The sequence below is a fragment of the Hymenobacter actinosclerus genome (assembly GCF_900111515.1).
In the GTDB taxonomy this organism is placed as follows: domain Bacteria; phylum Bacteroidota; class Bacteroidia; order Cytophagales; family Hymenobacteraceae; genus Hymenobacter; species Hymenobacter actinosclerus.
Genome location: NZ_FOHS01000001.1, coordinates 625,568 through 641,262, shown reverse-complemented (window position 1 = coordinate 641,262; position 15,695 = coordinate 625,568). Strand labels below are relative to the sequence as shown.

Annotated in this window: 11 protein-coding genes and 1 other RNA gene; 8 read left to right on the top strand and 4 right to left on the bottom strand. The window is 60.1% G+C overall.

Features of this window, described 5'->3' with window-relative positions:
• Window positions 1-2: 2 nt before the first annotated feature.
• The 4 genes from BMY67_RS02765 to BMY67_RS02750 all read right to left on the bottom strand — a co-directional run bounded on the left by BMY67_RS02765 (window position 3) and on the right by BMY67_RS02750 (window position 5,337).
• Window positions 3-1,691: an Eco57I restriction-modification methylase domain-containing protein gene (locus BMY67_RS02765; RefSeq protein WP_092768051.1), complete on the bottom strand. Its 1,689-nt coding sequence runs from the start codon at window positions 1,689-1,691 to the stop codon at window positions 3-5.
• A 188-nt stretch (window positions 1,692-1,879) separates the two neighbouring features.
• Window positions 1,880-2,251, bottom strand: a transfer-messenger RNA (tmRNA) gene (gene ssrA / locus BMY67_RS02760).
• 146 nt (window positions 2,252-2,397) lie between these two features.
• Entirely contained in the window at window positions 2,398-4,575 is a 2,178-nt protein-coding gene (locus BMY67_RS02755; RefSeq protein WP_092768049.1) for a prolyl oligopeptidase family serine peptidase, read from the bottom strand.
• 237 nt (window positions 4,576-4,812) lie between these two features.
• Entirely contained in the window at window positions 4,813-5,337 is a 525-nt protein-coding gene (locus BMY67_RS02750) for a DUF6252 domain-containing protein (protein ID WP_092768047.1), read from the bottom strand.
• Window positions 5,338-5,600: 263 nt separating this feature from the next.
• Between BMY67_RS02750 and BMY67_RS02745 the strand changes: the two genes are divergently transcribed.
• From BMY67_RS02745 to BMY67_RS02715, 8 genes are all read left to right on the top strand, one after another.
• On the top strand, window positions 5,601-6,338 hold the full coding sequence (locus BMY67_RS02745) for a helix-turn-helix transcriptional regulator (protein ID WP_092768045.1): 738 nt from the start codon (window positions 5,601-5,603) through the stop codon (window positions 6,336-6,338).
• Between the two features lie 73 nt (window positions 6,339-6,411).
• Window positions 6,412-8,589 carry a DNA polymerase III subunit gamma/tau gene (gene dnaX / locus BMY67_RS02740; protein WP_092768043.1) on the top strand — a complete coding sequence of 726 codons (2,178 nt, stop codon included), beginning with the start codon at window positions 6,412-6,414 and terminating at the stop codon, window positions 8,587-8,589.
• A gap of 295 nt (window positions 8,590-8,884) precedes the next feature.
• Window positions 8,885-11,926 (top strand): M16 family metallopeptidase, encoded by a 3,042-nt coding sequence (locus BMY67_RS02735; RefSeq protein WP_245744848.1) that lies wholly within the window; start codon window positions 8,885-8,887, stop codon window positions 11,924-11,926.
• Window positions 11,927-12,149: 223 nt separating this feature from the next.
• Window positions 12,150-13,412: an NADP-dependent isocitrate dehydrogenase gene (icd, locus tag BMY67_RS02730; RefSeq protein ID WP_092768041.1), complete on the top strand. Its 1,263-nt coding sequence runs from the start codon at window positions 12,150-12,152 to the stop codon at window positions 13,410-13,412.
• 87 nt (window positions 13,413-13,499) lie between these two features.
• Complete coding sequence (locus BMY67_RS18760) at window positions 13,500-14,321, top strand: hypothetical protein (protein WP_143069672.1); 822 nt, start codon at window positions 13,500-13,502, stop codon at window positions 14,319-14,321.
• A 138-nt stretch (window positions 14,322-14,459) separates the two neighbouring features.
• Window positions 14,460-14,708 carry a hypothetical protein gene (locus BMY67_RS02725; protein WP_092768039.1) on the top strand — a complete coding sequence of 83 codons (249 nt, stop codon included), beginning with the start codon at window positions 14,460-14,462 and terminating at the stop codon, window positions 14,706-14,708.
• Window positions 14,705-15,109, top strand: coding sequence for a type II toxin-antitoxin system VapC family toxin (locus BMY67_RS02720; RefSeq protein ID WP_092768037.1), 405 nt, complete (start codon window positions 14,705-14,707; stop codon window positions 15,107-15,109). The genes BMY67_RS02725 and BMY67_RS02720 overlap by 4 nt, the downstream gene beginning before the upstream one ends.
• A 1-nt stretch (window position 15,110) precedes the next feature.
• Window positions 15,111-15,362, top strand: coding sequence for a DUF2442 domain-containing protein (locus BMY67_RS02715; protein ID WP_092768035.1), 252 nt, complete (start codon window positions 15,111-15,113; stop codon window positions 15,360-15,362).
• The last annotated feature ends 333 nt before the right edge of the window (window positions 15,363-15,695 follow it).

Below are 15,695 nucleotides of genomic sequence, written 5' to 3'. Positions count from 1 at the left end.
AGTTAAGCGGTGGGCCAGAGGTGGCCGATACCATACACGGCCACGGCAGCTACGGTGGCTGCCGCCACGTCGCGGGTGCGGAAAGCCTGCCGGAGCGCATCGGCCTGGGGTGGCAGGATGGCCGCCGGGGCGGGCACCCGGATTTTGCGCAGGTATTGGGCCTGCATCCGCAAGTAACCCCCGCGCATTCGTACGCCGTAGCACTCAACGAAAAAAGTACCCAGGTCGCTGAGCAGCAACCCGCCCAGCACTTCCAGGTCCCAGTGGTCGGAAGTAATAAAGTAGAGATTGTGGTCGGGGTAGGTTTCACCCTGGTCGAGGACCGGAAAGAGGGTGTTCTTGATGTCGGGGATATAGAGCTTGGGGCGCCGGTAGAGCGGTTCGTCTACTTTATCAATGGTACGGCACCAGGCTTGGGGGTTCTTTTTAGCCACGTGGCGGCCGGCCAGTTGGGGGCGATGGGCGGCCAGGTGAGCGTGCAGCCGGGGATAATGGGCCAGGTCAATCAGCTTCCCCCGGTGCCAGGGGCTAAGCAGCCACTGCCCGCCCCAGACCAGCTGGCCGGTGCGCACGTCGGCGGGGCGGGCCAGCCGTAGCTGTTGCGCTGGCTCCACCAGGTCGGGAGTGGTGGTGAAAAACACGGCGTCGGCCCCGGTGGCAATGCCGATTCCCACGCGGGTGCCGGTAGCGGCTGATACCAGTGGCTCGAAATGCTGCTCCAGATAGGCCAGCAGCGCCGTGCGGGTGGGGGTAGTACGCGTCCAGGGCCGACCAGCGGGAAACCATTCGGGAACCCGGGCGGCGGTAAGGCCAAGTACGCCGGGGGGTGTAGCTTCCAGCCGGATGGCGTTCAGACAGGCCACGATTTCGGCCGCGGGGGTTTGCTCCAGTTCGTTGGTAGCCCTGGCCACCACGGCGGCCCCTTGGGAGGCACGGCGAATAAGCGAAATGGCCGGATAGGCGCTTACCGTGTCTTCAAAAGCCGCCGCGTCGTGCATTTCCAGCAGCAGCTCCACCGCAAAATCGGTGGTAATGTAGCGGCGCAACGATTCCCCGTATTGGTTCAGCATCCACCGGTCGGCGCAAATAAAGGCGCAAACACCATTGGGCCGCAGTTGCCGCAGGGCCGCTTCAAAGAAGCCCACGTACAAGTCGGCACGGCCGCGCATGGTGGGAAAAAGGTGCCGGTAGCGCGCGTTTTGGGCTTCGGGAATACTTTCTACCCGCACGTAGGGCGGATTGCCCAGCACAAAATCTACCCCGGCGGCTACAGGCTCATCGAACAGTCCGGGCAGTTGGCTGGTGTGGCCAGTGGTGCGGCCCACTAGCAGCAGATAATCCGTTTCAACCAGCCAGGCATTCAACAGCGCTTCCGCATCCGGGCCGCAAACGCCGGCTTCAATTAGCAGCTGCTGTACATGGCGGCGGCATTGTTTGAGGGCAGTAGCATCCACGTCATAAGCCCGGAGCGAGTCGCGGCAGTCGAGCCAGGGCCGGCGTTGCACCCGGCAGGAGGTGAGCAGCCGAGCGACCATTGGCAACAAAAAGGCCCCCTGCCCTACCGACGGCTCCACGGCCCGGGCATCAACCAGGTTGCGGGGCGCGGCATAGCCGGCCAGATCGAGCATCAGCTCTACCACCCAGGCCCGGGTGTAAACGGCCCCTAAATACGGTTCAACAACTGCTTCCATGCGCTACTCGCGGCAAGATAAGGCGACATACTCAACCCAGCCAGCAACATGCAGCCGGCCACCCGATGGTTTCTCTCGGGCAAGGCATGGACAGCTTACTTGCAAGATTGCAGACTGAAAGTAACTGAGGGGCAAAAACAACAAAAAACCCCGCCGGCCGAGGCCCGCGGGGTTTTAGTATCGTTCAGAAGTGGAGCTGCAGAGATTCGAACTCTGGTCCAGACAAGGAAAACGTCGAGCTTTCTACGTGTGTATCTATGCTTGGATTGTCGAAGGAAACCAGGCGCACATCAGGCCTTCGATTTCCCCTTATCTGTTTGAGTTTCGCCCGTAGGTCACAGCGCCCTACGAACTATCCTAACTGCTTTCGACGCCCCGAACTCACCCGTGAGCAGGAAGACGGATGCGGGACGATGGCATTACTTAGTACCTAGACTAAGCAGCCATGGCGTAGCTATACTCGCCAGTTATTGTTTGGACAACTTTTTTTACGGGAGATTCATCCAACTCCCGACACGCTTACTCGCGCAGTGCACAAGCTGTCAATTCCGGTCAGCCCCAGTTGTGAAAGAACGATGCCCGCCACGAGTGGCGGGGTGCGAATGTACGCACGCTGATTGGTAAACGTTGCCTGGGCCCGAAAATGTTCCGCTTTTCCGGCCGGTTTGCGCGGCGGCCCCGGCCGGGGCGGCCGGCCCGGCTGGCGCTACCTGGCGGCTACTTTGGGCGGCTGAAACCCTGGCGTACCGGTCTGCCAGAGCCCGAAGGCCATGAGGTCGGCAATGCTTTCGAACTGTTTAAGGCGCGAATCGCCCAGGCCGTGGCCGGCCTCGTAGTCGGTGAAGAATAAAATGGGTTTGGCCGAGGCGTTATCGGCCAGCAGGCGGGCGGCGAATTTGGCCGGCTGCCAGGCAATGACGCGCGGGTCGTTGGCCCCGGCCGTGACTAGCGTGGCGGGGTACTTGGTGCCGGGTTGCAAATGGTGGTAGGCATCCATTTCCAGCAGCGCCCTCGCCTCGTCTTCCTGGGCCATAGTCCCGAATTCGGGGATGTTGACGGGGCCGTTGGGCGAATTTTCCATGCGCACCGGGTTCAGGCAGCCCACCTCCGGAATGGCCACGGCAAACAAGTCGGGCCGCTCGGTCAGGGCCCTTCCGATGAGGATGCCGCCGGCGCTGCCGCCGTTGATTACGGTTTTGGCCGGGCTGGTATAGCCGTTTTTATGCAGGTATTCGGTGCAGGCAATCAGGTCTTTCCAGGTGTTGGGCTTGGTCGTTTTCTGGCCGGCCTTGTGCCAGTCCTCGCCCAGCTCGCCGCCCCCGCGCACGTGGGGCACCGCCAGAATGCCGCCCTGCTGCGTCCAGAGCAGGAACGGCGGCATAAACGTGGGCTCGTAGGAGTGGGCATAAGCCCCGTAGCCCACCAGCAGCGTGGGCGCGCGGCCGTCGCGCTTCAGCCCTTTTTTGTACACCAACGACAGCGGCACCGGCACGCCGTCGTGCGAGGGCACCATGATTTCTTCGACCACCAAACCGGCAAACTCCGGCCACTGCGCCTGCGACGACAGGGGCTCGGCCACGAACTGGCTGCTGGCCCCGTCGTAGCGGTAGCGCTGGCGGTCGGTGGTCCAGCCGCCCACGGTGGCCCACAGCTCCGGCGACTGCGCGTTTTTACTGCTCAGCTCGATGCGGCCCGCCGGCTGGGGCAGCGTCAGCTCGCGCACCGTGTTGCTGCCGCGGGGCACGAAGTAGAGCCTGGCCTGCACGCCATTGCGGCTGCGCACGAAGTACAGGCCGTCGCGGGTGGTTTGCAGCTGATCGTCCATGATGGCCTCGTCGGTTCTTTCGGGCACCAGTACCTCGGCCTTCGCTACATCGGGCCGGGCGGCGGGCATGCGCATCAGTTTCTGACGGGGGGTGTTTTTCGATGTGGTGAAGTAGATGTACTGGTCGTCGGAGGCCACGTTGGTTACCTCGTCGGCGGGCCGGAACAGCGGTTTCCACGGGATGTTGGGCTGCGTCAGGGCCGCGGCCGGGGCCTGATATACGTGCAGGTAACGGTCGACGGAGTAGAGGAAGCCCAGGGCCAGCTTACTGTCGCGGTCGATGCCGACATACGGGTAGTCGGAAGGTCGGATGCCCAGCTGGGGATAGAGTTGCGCGGAGAAAACGGCTTTATCCTGGCTGACGGGCGTGCCCATGCGGTGCAGCCGGCACTGCATGTTCTGGCGGGCGGCCATGTCGCGCAAGTCGGCGTTATTTAAGGGAACGTAGGCCAGGGTCTGGTTGTCGGGCAGCCACTCGCCGCTACCCCGGTTCAGCGGAATCTGTTCGGGGTAGAGTTGGCGGGTTTTCACATTCATAATCAGCGTAGAACCCAGCTCGGAGCCCTTTTCGCTGATGCCGAACGACACCTTGGAGCCGTCGTAGCTGGGCGCGAAACCATTGATGTTGTACACCTTGCCCACCACGTACGCCTCGGGGTCGAAGAGCAGCACCTCCGGGCCCTGGTAGCCGTCGCGGCAGTAGAGCTTGGGCTGCTGGTCCTGGGGCCGCGACTTGAAGTAGAAGTACCGGTCGTTGTCGGCAATTTTGAGGTCCGAGACGCGGGCGGCCTTGCGCTGGTCGAAAGCCACCATCTGGTTGATGAGCTTCTGGCGGCCCGGAATGGCATTGAGCGTCTGGCGGGCGTACTGGCTCTGGGCCTTCATCCAGGAAGCTACGGCCGGGTCGTCGAGCTTTTCGAGGTTGCGGTAGGGGTCTTCGACTTTCACGCCAAAGTACGTGTCGGTGGCGGGGCCTTGGGGGGCGGCGGGGGGCGTGGTTTGGGCCAGGGCCGCCAGTGGGGCCAGCAGCAGGCCGACCAGGAAAGCAGTTGATTTCATGAGCAGAAGCGAAAATGTGGCGAGGGCCGGTTGGCCGCGTTGATTACTACACTGATTTCTATACTTATAAAAACAGCCAGTTGCTTGTCAATCAAAAACTTGCCTTAGCGCTCCATCCTGCACTCAACCGGCAACGAGGCGCGGGGACCCCTGGGCGTCGGCTAGCGTAGGCAGCAGCTGCCGGCGGGCGGCACCGGGCGCCGGGGCAGTGGCCTTATAGCTCCTTGCGGCACCGCGCTACCGGAAGCGGGTGAAGCTGAACGAGCCGTTGGTGACGGCCTGGGTGCCGGTGGCGCTGGTGCTGGGCATCGCCCCGGCCGTGAAGCTGAACGTGCCGCTAAGCTTCTGGCTGGCCTTGTCGTACTGGGTTACCGTGATGGTGCCGTTGCTGGCCGCGGGGCCAAACAGCGTTTCGTAGGGCCGGGCAGTGGAGGGGGCTTTGGCATCGAGCGTGAGCCCGCCCACGGCCACCTCGGTGCTGCCCGCCCGCCGGGGCAGGTCGTAGGTGCCCGCGCCTTTGGCGTTGATTCCGGGCAGGGCCAACGATACGACCGTATTCAGATCGGCGGGCGAGCCGGTGATGATGATTTTGTCGCCCGTATCGACAATGGCGCTGGAATAGAGAGTGCTGGTATAGGACTGGCCGTTTTGGGTCCAGGTAATGGTGCCGTCGCCGGCGGTGGCGGCGGTTTCGCTGGCGTCTTTTTTGCAGCCCAGCGTAAGCAGGCCCAGCAGCAGAGCTGCCCTTGAAAACGTGTTCATAGCAACGAGGGAAAGCGTGGCAGAAAAAGCGGGCAGTTGGGTTGGCTCCGGTAGCGGCCCCGGCGCTTGGCAAAGGCCCGGTAGAAAGCCGGAAAAAACCAGCCCACCGCCCGGATTCAAAAGTACCGGCTGCCTGCAATTCAGGAAATAGGTAAAATCACTTAGCCAAAAAATGCTAAAACCCCTATATTAGCCTGGTTGATTCGCCACCGGGTGCCTGCGCCGTTGCGGGCGAACAGCGGCTGCTTTACCTGTTTTGCACTATGGCCTCGCTCTCGCTCCATCATGCCCGGCAACTCAACGCCACGCTGCTACCGCTCTACCAGGAGCTGCCGACGGGTCCCGACCGGTTTGTGCGCCTCTCTGAGGCCGTGAATGCCCTGATAGGCTCGGAGCTGGCCTGCTTTGATGTGTTTGATGAAGCGGGCCGGCTCCTGAACCTGGGCGGCAACTCCCCCACCCTGTTCACGCCGCCGCGGCTGGCCCTGCTGGCCGCCCACATCCACGAGCACCCACTTTTCGATTACCTGTTCGTGCGGCACTACCCCGACCCGCTTAAAATCAGCGACTTTTGCAGCGGCCCGCAATTTGCCGGCGGCCTGGTCTACAACGAGTTCTACCGGCTTGTCAACGTGCGCTACCAACTGGTGCAGGCCTTCCAGGTGCCGGGGCTGGGGCTGGTCAGCTGCGCCTTCTCGCGTAGCCGCCGCGACTTCAGCGAAACCGAGCGGACGCTGATGGCTTTCCTACAGCCCCACTTGGTGGCGCTGCTGCGGCCGGCCGCCCCGGCTCCGGCCCCCAACCACGCCGCGGCCTTGGGCCTGACGCCCCGCGAGGCCGAAATCCTTGACCACCTGGCGCGGGGCCGCGAAGACAAGGACATTGCCCACCGCTGCGGCATCAGTCCGCGCACGGTGCAGGTGCATTTGCGCAACCTCTACGCCAAGCTGGGCGTGCTCAACCGCACGGCGGCCGTGCGCCGGGTGCTGGTGCCGGCCTGAGCGGCCGGGCCGCCGAAGCTGCGAAACTTCCTTCCAAAGCCGGGCTTTTCGGGGTAACTTTGTAGGAAGACCTATGGAGAATTTCGTTGTTTCGGCCCGCAAGTACCGCCCCGCCACGTTCCGCAGCGTGGTGGGGCAGCAGCACGTGACTACCACGCTGCAAAACGCTATTGCTTCTCAGCACCTGGCCCAGGCCTTCCTGTTCTGCGGCCCGCGGGGCGTGGGCAAAACCACCTGCGCCCGCATTCTGGCCAAAACCATCAACTGCGAGTTCGTGGAAGAGCACGTACGCCGCGGCCGGCCGGTGTCGGAGTTGATTGCCAGCCAGCCCGACATCGTGCCCGAGGCCCTGCTGACGGCTGCTGACCCCGACAACACGCCCTTCGAGCTGGAGGCCTGCGGCAAGTGCGGCTCGTGCCGGGCCTTCCAGGAAAGCGCCTCGTTCAACGTGCATGAGTTGGACGCGGCCTCCAACAACTCGGTCGAGGACATCCGGAGCCTCGTGGAGCAGGTGCGCTACGCCCCCCAGCAGGGCCGCTACAAGGTCTACATCATCGACGAGGTGCACATGCTCTCGAATGCGGCCTTCAACGCCTTTCTCAAGACGCTGGAGGAGCCGCCGGGCTACGCCATCTTCATTCTGGCTACTACTGAGCGCCACAAGATTATCCCCACGATTCTGTCGCGCTGCCAGGTATTCGACTTCAACCGCATCAAGGTCGATGACATTCGGGGGCATTTGCGGCACGTAGCTACCCAGGAGCAGATTGCGGCCGAGGACGATGCCCTGCACCTGCTGGCCCAGAAGGCCGACGGCGGCCTGCGCGACGCGCTGAGCATGTTCGACCAGATGGTGACCTTCTCGGGTCAGAACCTGCGCTACCAGGACGTGGTGCAGAACCTGCACATTCTGGACTACGAATACTACTTCCGGCTGACCGACGCGCTGCTGACCGAGAACCTGAGCGCCGCGCTGCTGCTGCTGGAGGAAGTGATGCAGAACGGCTTCGATTTGCACAATTTCGTGGTGGGCGCGGCCGAGCACCTGCGGGGCCTGCTCGTGTGCAAAGATGCCGTGACGGTGCAGCTGCTGGAGGTGTCCGACAACATCCGGGCGCGTTACGTGCAGCAGGCCCAGGCCGCCCCGCTGGCCTTTCTGCTCTCGGCCCTGAACCTGGTTAGCCTCTGCGACCGGGAGTTCAAGCAGGCCAAAAACCAGCGCCTGCACGTCGAGCTCATGCTCATGAAGCTGGCCTACCTCAACGGGGCCGTACAATTCGCCCGCGACCTGAGCGCCGGCCCCACCACCTCGTCGTCGGACAACGGCGAGGCGAAAAAAAAAAGTAGCGTAAGCACTCCGGTTGCTGCTGCCCCGGCCGCCGCCACCAGCACCCCCGCGCCCGGCCAGCTGGTAGCCGACGGCACCGCCGAAACGCCCGCCGCCTACGCCAAGCCGCCAGCACAGCCATCCAACTACCAACATCCAACTACCAAAATCCAATCCGGCCCCGCCGACCCCGAGCCCATCGTGCCGGTGGAAAGCGGCGTGGACGAGTTGCACGACACGCCCAGCATTGAGGACGAAACGGCCACCCAGGTGCCCACCACCGGCCAGCTGCGCGACACGGTGCCGCACATTGAAACCGGCCGGCCCAGCATTGCCGGCCACGAGCCGGGTATGACGCCCGTTACGGCCGCGCCCCTGCCCCCGCCTATGGCCGTGCCCATTCCCAAACCCGGGATGCCGCCGGCGGGCAAGCCCCTGGGCCTGGGCACCAAGCTGCCCGGCCTGGGCAGCCTGAGCGCCATGAAGGCCCAGCTGGCCGAGCAGGCCGCCGCCGGCAAAGCCACCGCCGAAGCCGAGCCCAGCGGCCCCGTCATCGGCCTGCCCGCCATCGACAACGCCGTGTTGCAACGGGTGTGGGGCGAGCTGACCGAGGAGCGCAAGGCCCACAGCATGATGCACTACAGCATCCTCAACCGCCCGGTGCAGGCCAGCGAGCAGCACGCCATCCTGCTAACCGTGGACAACCCCGTGCAGGAAGACCAGTTCAACGACTTCCGGGGCGAATTCGTGACCGAGTTGCGCCGCCGCACCGGCTACCCCCGCCTCAACGTGCAGGTAAGCATCGTGGAGCGCCAGGAAACCGGCCGCAAGCTCTACACCGCCACCGACAAGCTGGAGTACCTCACCGAAAAGTACCCCATGCTGGCCGAGATGAAGCAGCGCCTGGGGCTGGATGCCGACTAGATCACGGATTAGCACGGATTTTAACGGATTTCACGGATTTTGTAGTCGATTGCGAAGGGCTGCCTCTGGCGAGGCAGCCTTTTCGATTTTGCAGTTGTACAGGTTTGAACTAATGCTCGGCAGGGTCAGCTACAAAATCCGTGAAATCCGCTAAAATCCGGGCTAATCCGTGATCCTATAAGCATTTTTTCGCACTTGAAAGGCGGCAGGGGTGCAGACGGGCTTTTTATTCCCGGGGGGGACGCCTATCTTTGGGTTTCTTATTGTGTCCTGCCCGCTCCGCCGTCCTTTCCTCGTGAGAAAACCCCTTCTGCTATTCGTTCCGGCCCTGGCGGCCCTGGGCCTGACCCAGTGCCAGTCCAGCAAGCCCACCGTTTCGGCCCCGGCCACCAGCCCAGGCACCGAAGCCCCCGCCCCGGCCCGGCAGAAGGAATATACTTACCAGACCGTCCCCGGCGACCCGCTCAAGGCCCGCATCTACACGCTGGATAACGGGCTGACGGTGTATTTGTCGGATTACAAGGACGCCCCGCGCATCCAGACCTACCTGGCCGTGCGGGCCGGCTCCAAAAACGACCCGGCCACCGCCACCGGTCTGGCCCACTACCTGGAGCACATGGTGTTCAAGGGCACCTCGCAGCTGGGCACCCAGAACTGGGCCGCCGAAAAGCCCGAGCTGGATAAGATTGAGGCCCTCTACGAGCAGTACCGCGCCCAGCGCAACGACCCCGCCGCCCGCCGCAAAACCTATCACCAGATTGACTCCATTTCGGGCGTCGCGGCCAAGTACGCCGTGGCCAACGAGTACGACAAGGTGATGGGCGCCATCGGCTCGCAGGGCTCCAACGCCTACACCTCGGTCGAGCAGACGGTGTACCAGGAGGATATTCCGAGCAACCAAATCGAGAAGTGGGCCGCCATCCAGAGCGAGCGGCTGGGCGAGCTGGTGCCGCGCCTGTTCCACACCGAGCTGGAGGCCGTGTACGAGGAGAAGAACCGGGGCCTCGACAACGACTTCAGCAAGGAGTTTGAGGCCCTCAACCGCACGCTGTTCAAGCAGCACCCCTACGGCACCCAGACCACCATCGGCACCATCGAGCACCTGCAGAATCCGTCCATCACGGAAATCAAGGCGTATTTCGATAAGTACTACGTGCCCAACAACGTGGCCCTGGCCCTGAGCGGCGACCTGGACTACGACCAGACCATCCGCACGATTGATAAGTACTTCGGCAGGCTCCAGCGCAAGCCGGTGCCCACGTTTGAGGTAGCCAAAGAGGAGCCGCTGACGGCCCCGGTGGTTACGAAAATCGTGGGCCCCAGCGCCGAGAACGTGATGCTGGGCTTCCGCTTCCCCGGCGGCAGCACTCAGGATGCGCTGGCGTTGCGCATGATTGACAAGATTCTCAGCAACGGCCAGGCCGGCCTGATTGACCTCAACCTCAACCAGCAGCAGAAAGTGTTGCAGGCGGCCTCGTTCACCAACATCAACAACGACTACTCGGCCCACATCCTCTACGCCACGCCCCGCCAGGGCCAGAAGCTGGAAGAAGTGCGCGACCTGCTACTGGCCCAGCTCGACAAGGTGAAGAAGGGCGACTTTCCGGAGTGGCTCATTCCGGCCATCATCAACAACGATAAGCTCCAGCGCACCAAGAGCTACGAGAGCAACGAGGCCCGCGCCGGTGCCTTCGTCGATGCCTTCGTGGCCCGCCAGGACTGGAAGGACTACCTCCGGCAGCTCGATGATTTCGGCAAAATAACCCGCGACGACGTGATGCGCGTGGCCCAGCAGTACTACGGCCCCGGCTACGCGCTGGTGTACAAGCGTACTGGCGAAGACCCCAACAAGGTGAAGGTGGTGAAGCCCGCCATCACGCCCGTGCCCGTCAACCGCGAGGTGGCCTCCGGGTTCTACAAGCAGGTGATGGCCATGTCGTCGCCGGAGTTGCAGCCGGTGTTCGTTGACTACAAGAAGGATATTCAGGAAACCAAGCTGGCCTCGGGCATTCCGGTGTTCTACACCCACAACACCGAGAACAACCTGTTCAACCTGTACTACGTGCTCGATATGGGCACCAACGCCAACCCGCGCCTCGGGCTGGCCACCGACTACCTTCAGTACCTGGGGGCCGGCAAGTACTCGGCCGCCGAGCTGCAGCAGGAGTTCTATAAGCTGGGCTGCTCTTTTGCCGTGCAAAGCGCCCAGGACCGCACCACCATCAGTCTCAGCGGCCTCGACAGCAACATGGAGCCCGCGCTCCAGCTGTTCGAAACCCTGCTGGCCGCCCCCAAGCCCGATGCCGCCGCCCTCAAAAACATGGTGGCCGGCGTGCTCAAGGCCCGCCAGGATGCCAAGCTTAACAAGGGCGTGATTTTGCAGCAGGCCATGGTGAACTACGCCAAGTACGGCCCCAAAAACCCCTTCACCACCCAGCTCAGCGAGAAAGAGCTCAAGGCCCTCAAGCCCGAGCAGCTCACCAGCCTCATCCAGCAGCTGCCGACCTACCAGCACCGGGTGCTGTACTACGGGCCACGTACGCTGGAAACTTGGCACAAGGAAGTTACTCCCACGCAAGACACTAAAACGCCTCAACAGCGCATGCTGGAGGCTGGAATACTTGACGTTCTTGCAATCAGTCACAAAACGCCCGCCACGCTCAAGCCCGTACCCACCAACAAGGACTACGTGGAGCAGCCGCTGACCACGCCCAAGGTGTACTGGGTGGATTACAACATGGTGCAGGCCGAAATCCTGTTCCTGAGCAAGGGCCCCGTGTTTGACAAAACGCTCGTGCCCACCACCAGCCTCTACAACGAGTACTTCGGCGGGGGCATGGGCAGCATCGTGTTTCAGGAGCTGCGCGAAAGCCAGGCCCTGGCCTACTCCGCCTCCTCGCGCTTCTCCACGGCCGACAAAGTGGGCCGCAGCTCTTACAACCTGAGCTACATTGGCACCCAGGCCGACAAGCTGCCCGAGGCCATGGCCGGCATGAACACGCTGCTGCTCGACATGCCCGCCGCCGAAGCCAACCTGCAAATCGCCAAAGCCGCCATCCGCAACGGCATCGCCACCGACCGCATCACCAAATCCGACATCCTCTTCAGCTACGAGCGCGCCAAGCGCCTCGGCCTCGACTACGACCTGCGCCGCGACGTGTACGAGCAGACGGCCAACATGAGCTTCGCCGACCTGCTCAAGTTCCAGCAGGCCCGCGTGAAGGGCCAGCCCCAGACCATCCTCGTCATCGGCTCCAAAGACCGCCTCAACTTTAAGGAGTTAGCCAAGTACGGCAAAGTCGAGCAGCTGACGCTGAAGGAGATTTTCGGCTATTAGAACGATGATAGAACGGGCAAAAAGACCGTCATGCAGAGCGGAGCGAAGCATCTCGCGTGCTGACGTTGCAATGCTAATTTGACGTCAGCACGCGAGATGCTTCGCTCCGCTCTGCATGACGTTCTAGCTCTCACCCAGTTCACCGCTTACCCCCGAGCACCCCAACACCCCAGCACTAACCTCAAAATACCTGTCACGTAACACCTGACACTTTTTTTCAACAATGGCAGAGAAAATAACCATCAAGAACGGCAAGCTCAACGTGCCGGACCAGCCGATTATTCCATTTATTGAGGGCGACGGCACGGGGCCGGATATCTGGGCCGCGGCCGTACGCGTGTTTGATGCGGCGGTAGAGAAGGCCTACAACGGCAAGCGCAAGCTGCAATGGAAAGAGGTGCTGGCTGGCGAGAAGGCCTTCAAGCAGGTAAACAACTGGCTGCCCAACGAAACCCTCGACGCCTTCCGCGACTACCTGGTGGGCATTAAAGGCCCCCTGACCACGCCCGTGGGCGGCGGCATCCGGAGCCTGAACGTGGCTTTGCGCCAGGAACTCGACCTGTACGCCTGCGTGCGGCCCGTGCGCTGGTTCGAGGGCGTACCCTCCCCTGTGAAGCAGCCCGAGCTGACCGACATGGTCATCTTCCGCGAGAACACCGAGGACATCTACGCCGGCATCGAGTACATGAACGGCACGCCCCAGGCCCAGAAAATGCTCGAATTCCTGCAGGATGAGATGGGCGTGAAGAAAATCCGCTTCCCCGAAACGTCCTCCTTCGGCATCAAGCCCGTGAGCAAGGAAGGCACTGAGCGGCTGGTGCGCGCAGCCATCGAGTACGCCATCAAGCACAAGAAGCCCTCGGTAACCATCGTGCACAAGGGCAACATCATGAAGTTCACCGAGGGCGCGTTCAAAACCTGGGGCTACGAGCTGGCCGAAAAGGAGTTTGGCGACAAGGTGTACACCTGGGCCCAGTACGATAAGGTGCTGGCCAAGCAGGGCCAGGAAATGGCCGACGCCCAGCAGAAGCTGGCCCTCGACAGCGGCAAAATCCTCATCAAGGACAGCATCGCCGACGCCTTTTTGCAGCAAATCCTGCTCCGCCCCGCCGACTACTCGGTCGTCGCCACGCTCAACCTGAACGGCGACTACATCTCCGACGCGCTGGCCGCCATCGTGGGCGGTATCGGCATTGCGCCGGGCGCCAACATCAACTACGACACCGGCCACGCCATCTTCGAAGCCACCCACGGCACGGCCCCCAAGTACGCCGGCCTCGACAAGGTAAACCCCGGCTCCGTAATTCTGTCGGGCGCCCTGATGCTGGAGCACCTGGGCTGGCAGGAAGCCGCCGACCTCATCTACAAGGGCCTCGAAGCCGCCATTGCCGCCAAGCGCGTCACCTACGATTTCGAACGCCAGATGGAAGGCGCCACCCTGCTCAAATGCAGCGAGTTCGGCGACGAAATTATCCAGGATATGTAGTAGCTTGGTGTAAGCCAACTACCTCACACCGGAACCCCCGCGTTGGCTGTTAGAGGCCGGCGCGGGGGTTTTATATAATACTTCAAAATGAGCAAGATAGAAAGAAACTGTTTTATAATAATGCCAATTGCTGATAATGATGATCATCAGCCAGGGCACTTCAAGAGAGCTTATGACTTTTTAATTAAGCCTGCTTGCATTAAAGCTGGTTTCAATCCTATAAGAGCTGATGATGTACAAAAAACTAATATAATTGTTGTTGACTTATTGCACAAAATAGTTACTTGTGATTTAGCTCTATGTGATTTAAGCTCTAGAAACCCTAATGTTCTATATGAATTAGGAATTAGACAAGCTTTTGATTTGCCTGTTACCCTAATTAAGGATGAGGTGACGAGTAGAATATTTGACATTCAAGGCTTTAGAGATATAGAATATAAACACACTATGAGAATTGATGAAGTCAATTCTGCTATCGAGCAAATAGCGGAAGCATTAGTTGTGACTTTTGAGCAAAAAAACTTAAAAGATAATTCTATTATTGCTCTTCTTAGTGTAACAAAAGCAACAATATCAGAACCTATTAATTTATCTCCAGAGATGAGTATGATAATTGAGAGCCTCAATAATATAAACAGCAAGATCAATAATATTGAATCAAATATGAAACATTCTAATCCTCGTGTTTTTATTAACGACGAAGAGCTCTCATCTCACACTGTTGACCTTCATGACGGTTCAGTAGCAAAGATTGGCTCAACCGTTTATCATCCGAAATTTGGCAAAGGTGTTATAACCAACTTAGAAGGAATTATGGGACAAATTAAAATTATTATAGATTTTGAAGATGTAGGAGTCAAAAACTTACTAGCTCCATTTGTAAAGCTTTATTCTAAACCCATAAAATAATAATATCCTTTTTTTATTTCAAAAATGCAGGTAATCCGGAGCTGATTCAGAAAATTGTTGACGCTGCTAATAGAATAATTTATATAATTTTTATTCTCAATCTCTTCATGACACTCTTCACAACTTAAATCTCCTGCCATGACTATCAGCATCGAAACCATTGTACGAGAGTTGCATAAGGTACCTGTTGGCCGCCTTGAAGAAGCCTACCAGATAATTCACGAAATGGCAGCTAGCCGTCCGGCTCAAAATGAAGACATTATCCGACAAAGCCGGGCATTAATTGCTGAATTTTCTGCTTGGCCGGAAGAGGAGCGAGCCGCTTTTGATGCTGACTTGAAGCAGACGCGTCAGGAGTTATTCAATCGTCCAGAGCCCGAGCTATGAAACCCATCCTGCTGGACACCGACGTGTTATCCCACTATTTGAACAACGAGTCAACTACAGTGCTGTATGCTGAAAAATACATACAGGAATTTCGGCAACTATCGATTAGTATAATTACGCATTACGAAGTGTTGAATGGCTTATACTATCGGGACGCCCGAAGAAGACTGATAGTATTCGAAAAATTCACCGCATTGCATCAGATTCTACCGCTTACCCTCGAATCAGTAGAAATATCGGCTCGAATTTTTGCCGACTTACGTCAAACCGGCCGGCCAATCGGGCATACTGATACGCTTATTGCTGGAGTAGCTATGGCAAATGGGATGCAGCTCGCCACCAACAACACCGCGCATTTCGAGCGAATTGAAGGGTTGGAATTGGTGAACTGGACCAAATAAAATGACAGCCCCTCGCTCCTACCGCTCCACTACGGCGCTGGCCCAGGTCGTTACGTTCGACGATAGCACCATGCACGTGCAGCTTACCGATGGCCGCGTGGTAAGCGTACCGCTGCTGTGGTTTCCGCGGCTGCTGGCTGCCCGGCCCGAGCAGCGCCAGCAGGTGCAACTCGGGGCCGGCGGGCGCGGGCTGCACTGGGATGAGTTGGACGAGGATTTGAGCGTGGCCGGGCTGCTGGCGGGCGGCAGCTAGCAATGACTGTTGGCTCCGTTGCCGATGCGAAGGCGAAACCAATTGGCTCTGCTAACCTGTCCCACCTTCGCACGTTTACCCATAAAGGTTAGGTTGAGGGTGCGCTATTCACCCACTTCCTGAAGCCCCGGTAGTTCCCGCTGCCGGGGCTTCGTCTTGTTACAGACGACGCGCTGGCGGGGCGACAACCGTGCGAGTAGCCCCAAGATAGGGCAAGCCGGTTTAAATTGATCCAAACACAAACAGGGCACCCGGTGGGTGCTCTGTTTGTGTTTTCTACCAAGCCAGCTAACTACGCGGGGGGCGGCTGCTTCTTCCGTTCGTGACGGATGC

Bases quoted from the DNA above. Each gene is read 5' to 3' on its own strand.
- icd (WP_092768041.1), top strand. From the start codon at position 12,150: ATGGCAGAGAAAATAACCATCAAGAACGGCAAGCTCAACGTGCCGGAC.
- BMY67_RS02765 (WP_092768051.1), bottom strand. From the start codon at position 1,691: ATGGAAGCAGTTGTTGAACCGTATTTAGGGGCCGTTTACACCCGGGCC.
- BMY67_RS02750 (WP_092768047.1), bottom strand. From the start codon at position 5,337: ATGAACACGTTTTCAAGGGCAGCTCTGCTGCTGGGCCTGCTTACGCTG.
- BMY67_RS02715 (WP_092768035.1), top strand. From the start codon at position 15,111: ATGACAGCCCCTCGCTCCTACCGCTCCACTACGGCGCTGGCCCAGGTC.
- BMY67_RS02755 (WP_092768049.1), bottom strand. From the start codon at position 4,575: ATGAAATCAACTGCTTTCCTGGTCGGCCTGCTGCTGGCCCCACTGGCG.
- BMY67_RS02725 (WP_092768039.1), top strand. From the start codon at position 14,460: ATGACTATCAGCATCGAAACCATTGTACGAGAGTTGCATAAGGTACCT.
- BMY67_RS02745 (WP_092768045.1), top strand. From the start codon at position 5,601: ATGGCCTCGCTCTCGCTCCATCATGCCCGGCAACTCAACGCCACGCTG.
- dnaX (WP_092768043.1), top strand. From the start codon at position 6,412: ATGGAGAATTTCGTTGTTTCGGCCCGCAAGTACCGCCCCGCCACGTTC.
- BMY67_RS18760 (WP_143069672.1), top strand. From the start codon at position 13,500: ATGAGCAAGATAGAAAGAAACTGTTTTATAATAATGCCAATTGCTGAT.
- BMY67_RS02720 (WP_092768037.1), top strand. From the start codon at position 14,705: ATGAAACCCATCCTGCTGGACACCGACGTGTTATCCCACTATTTGAAC.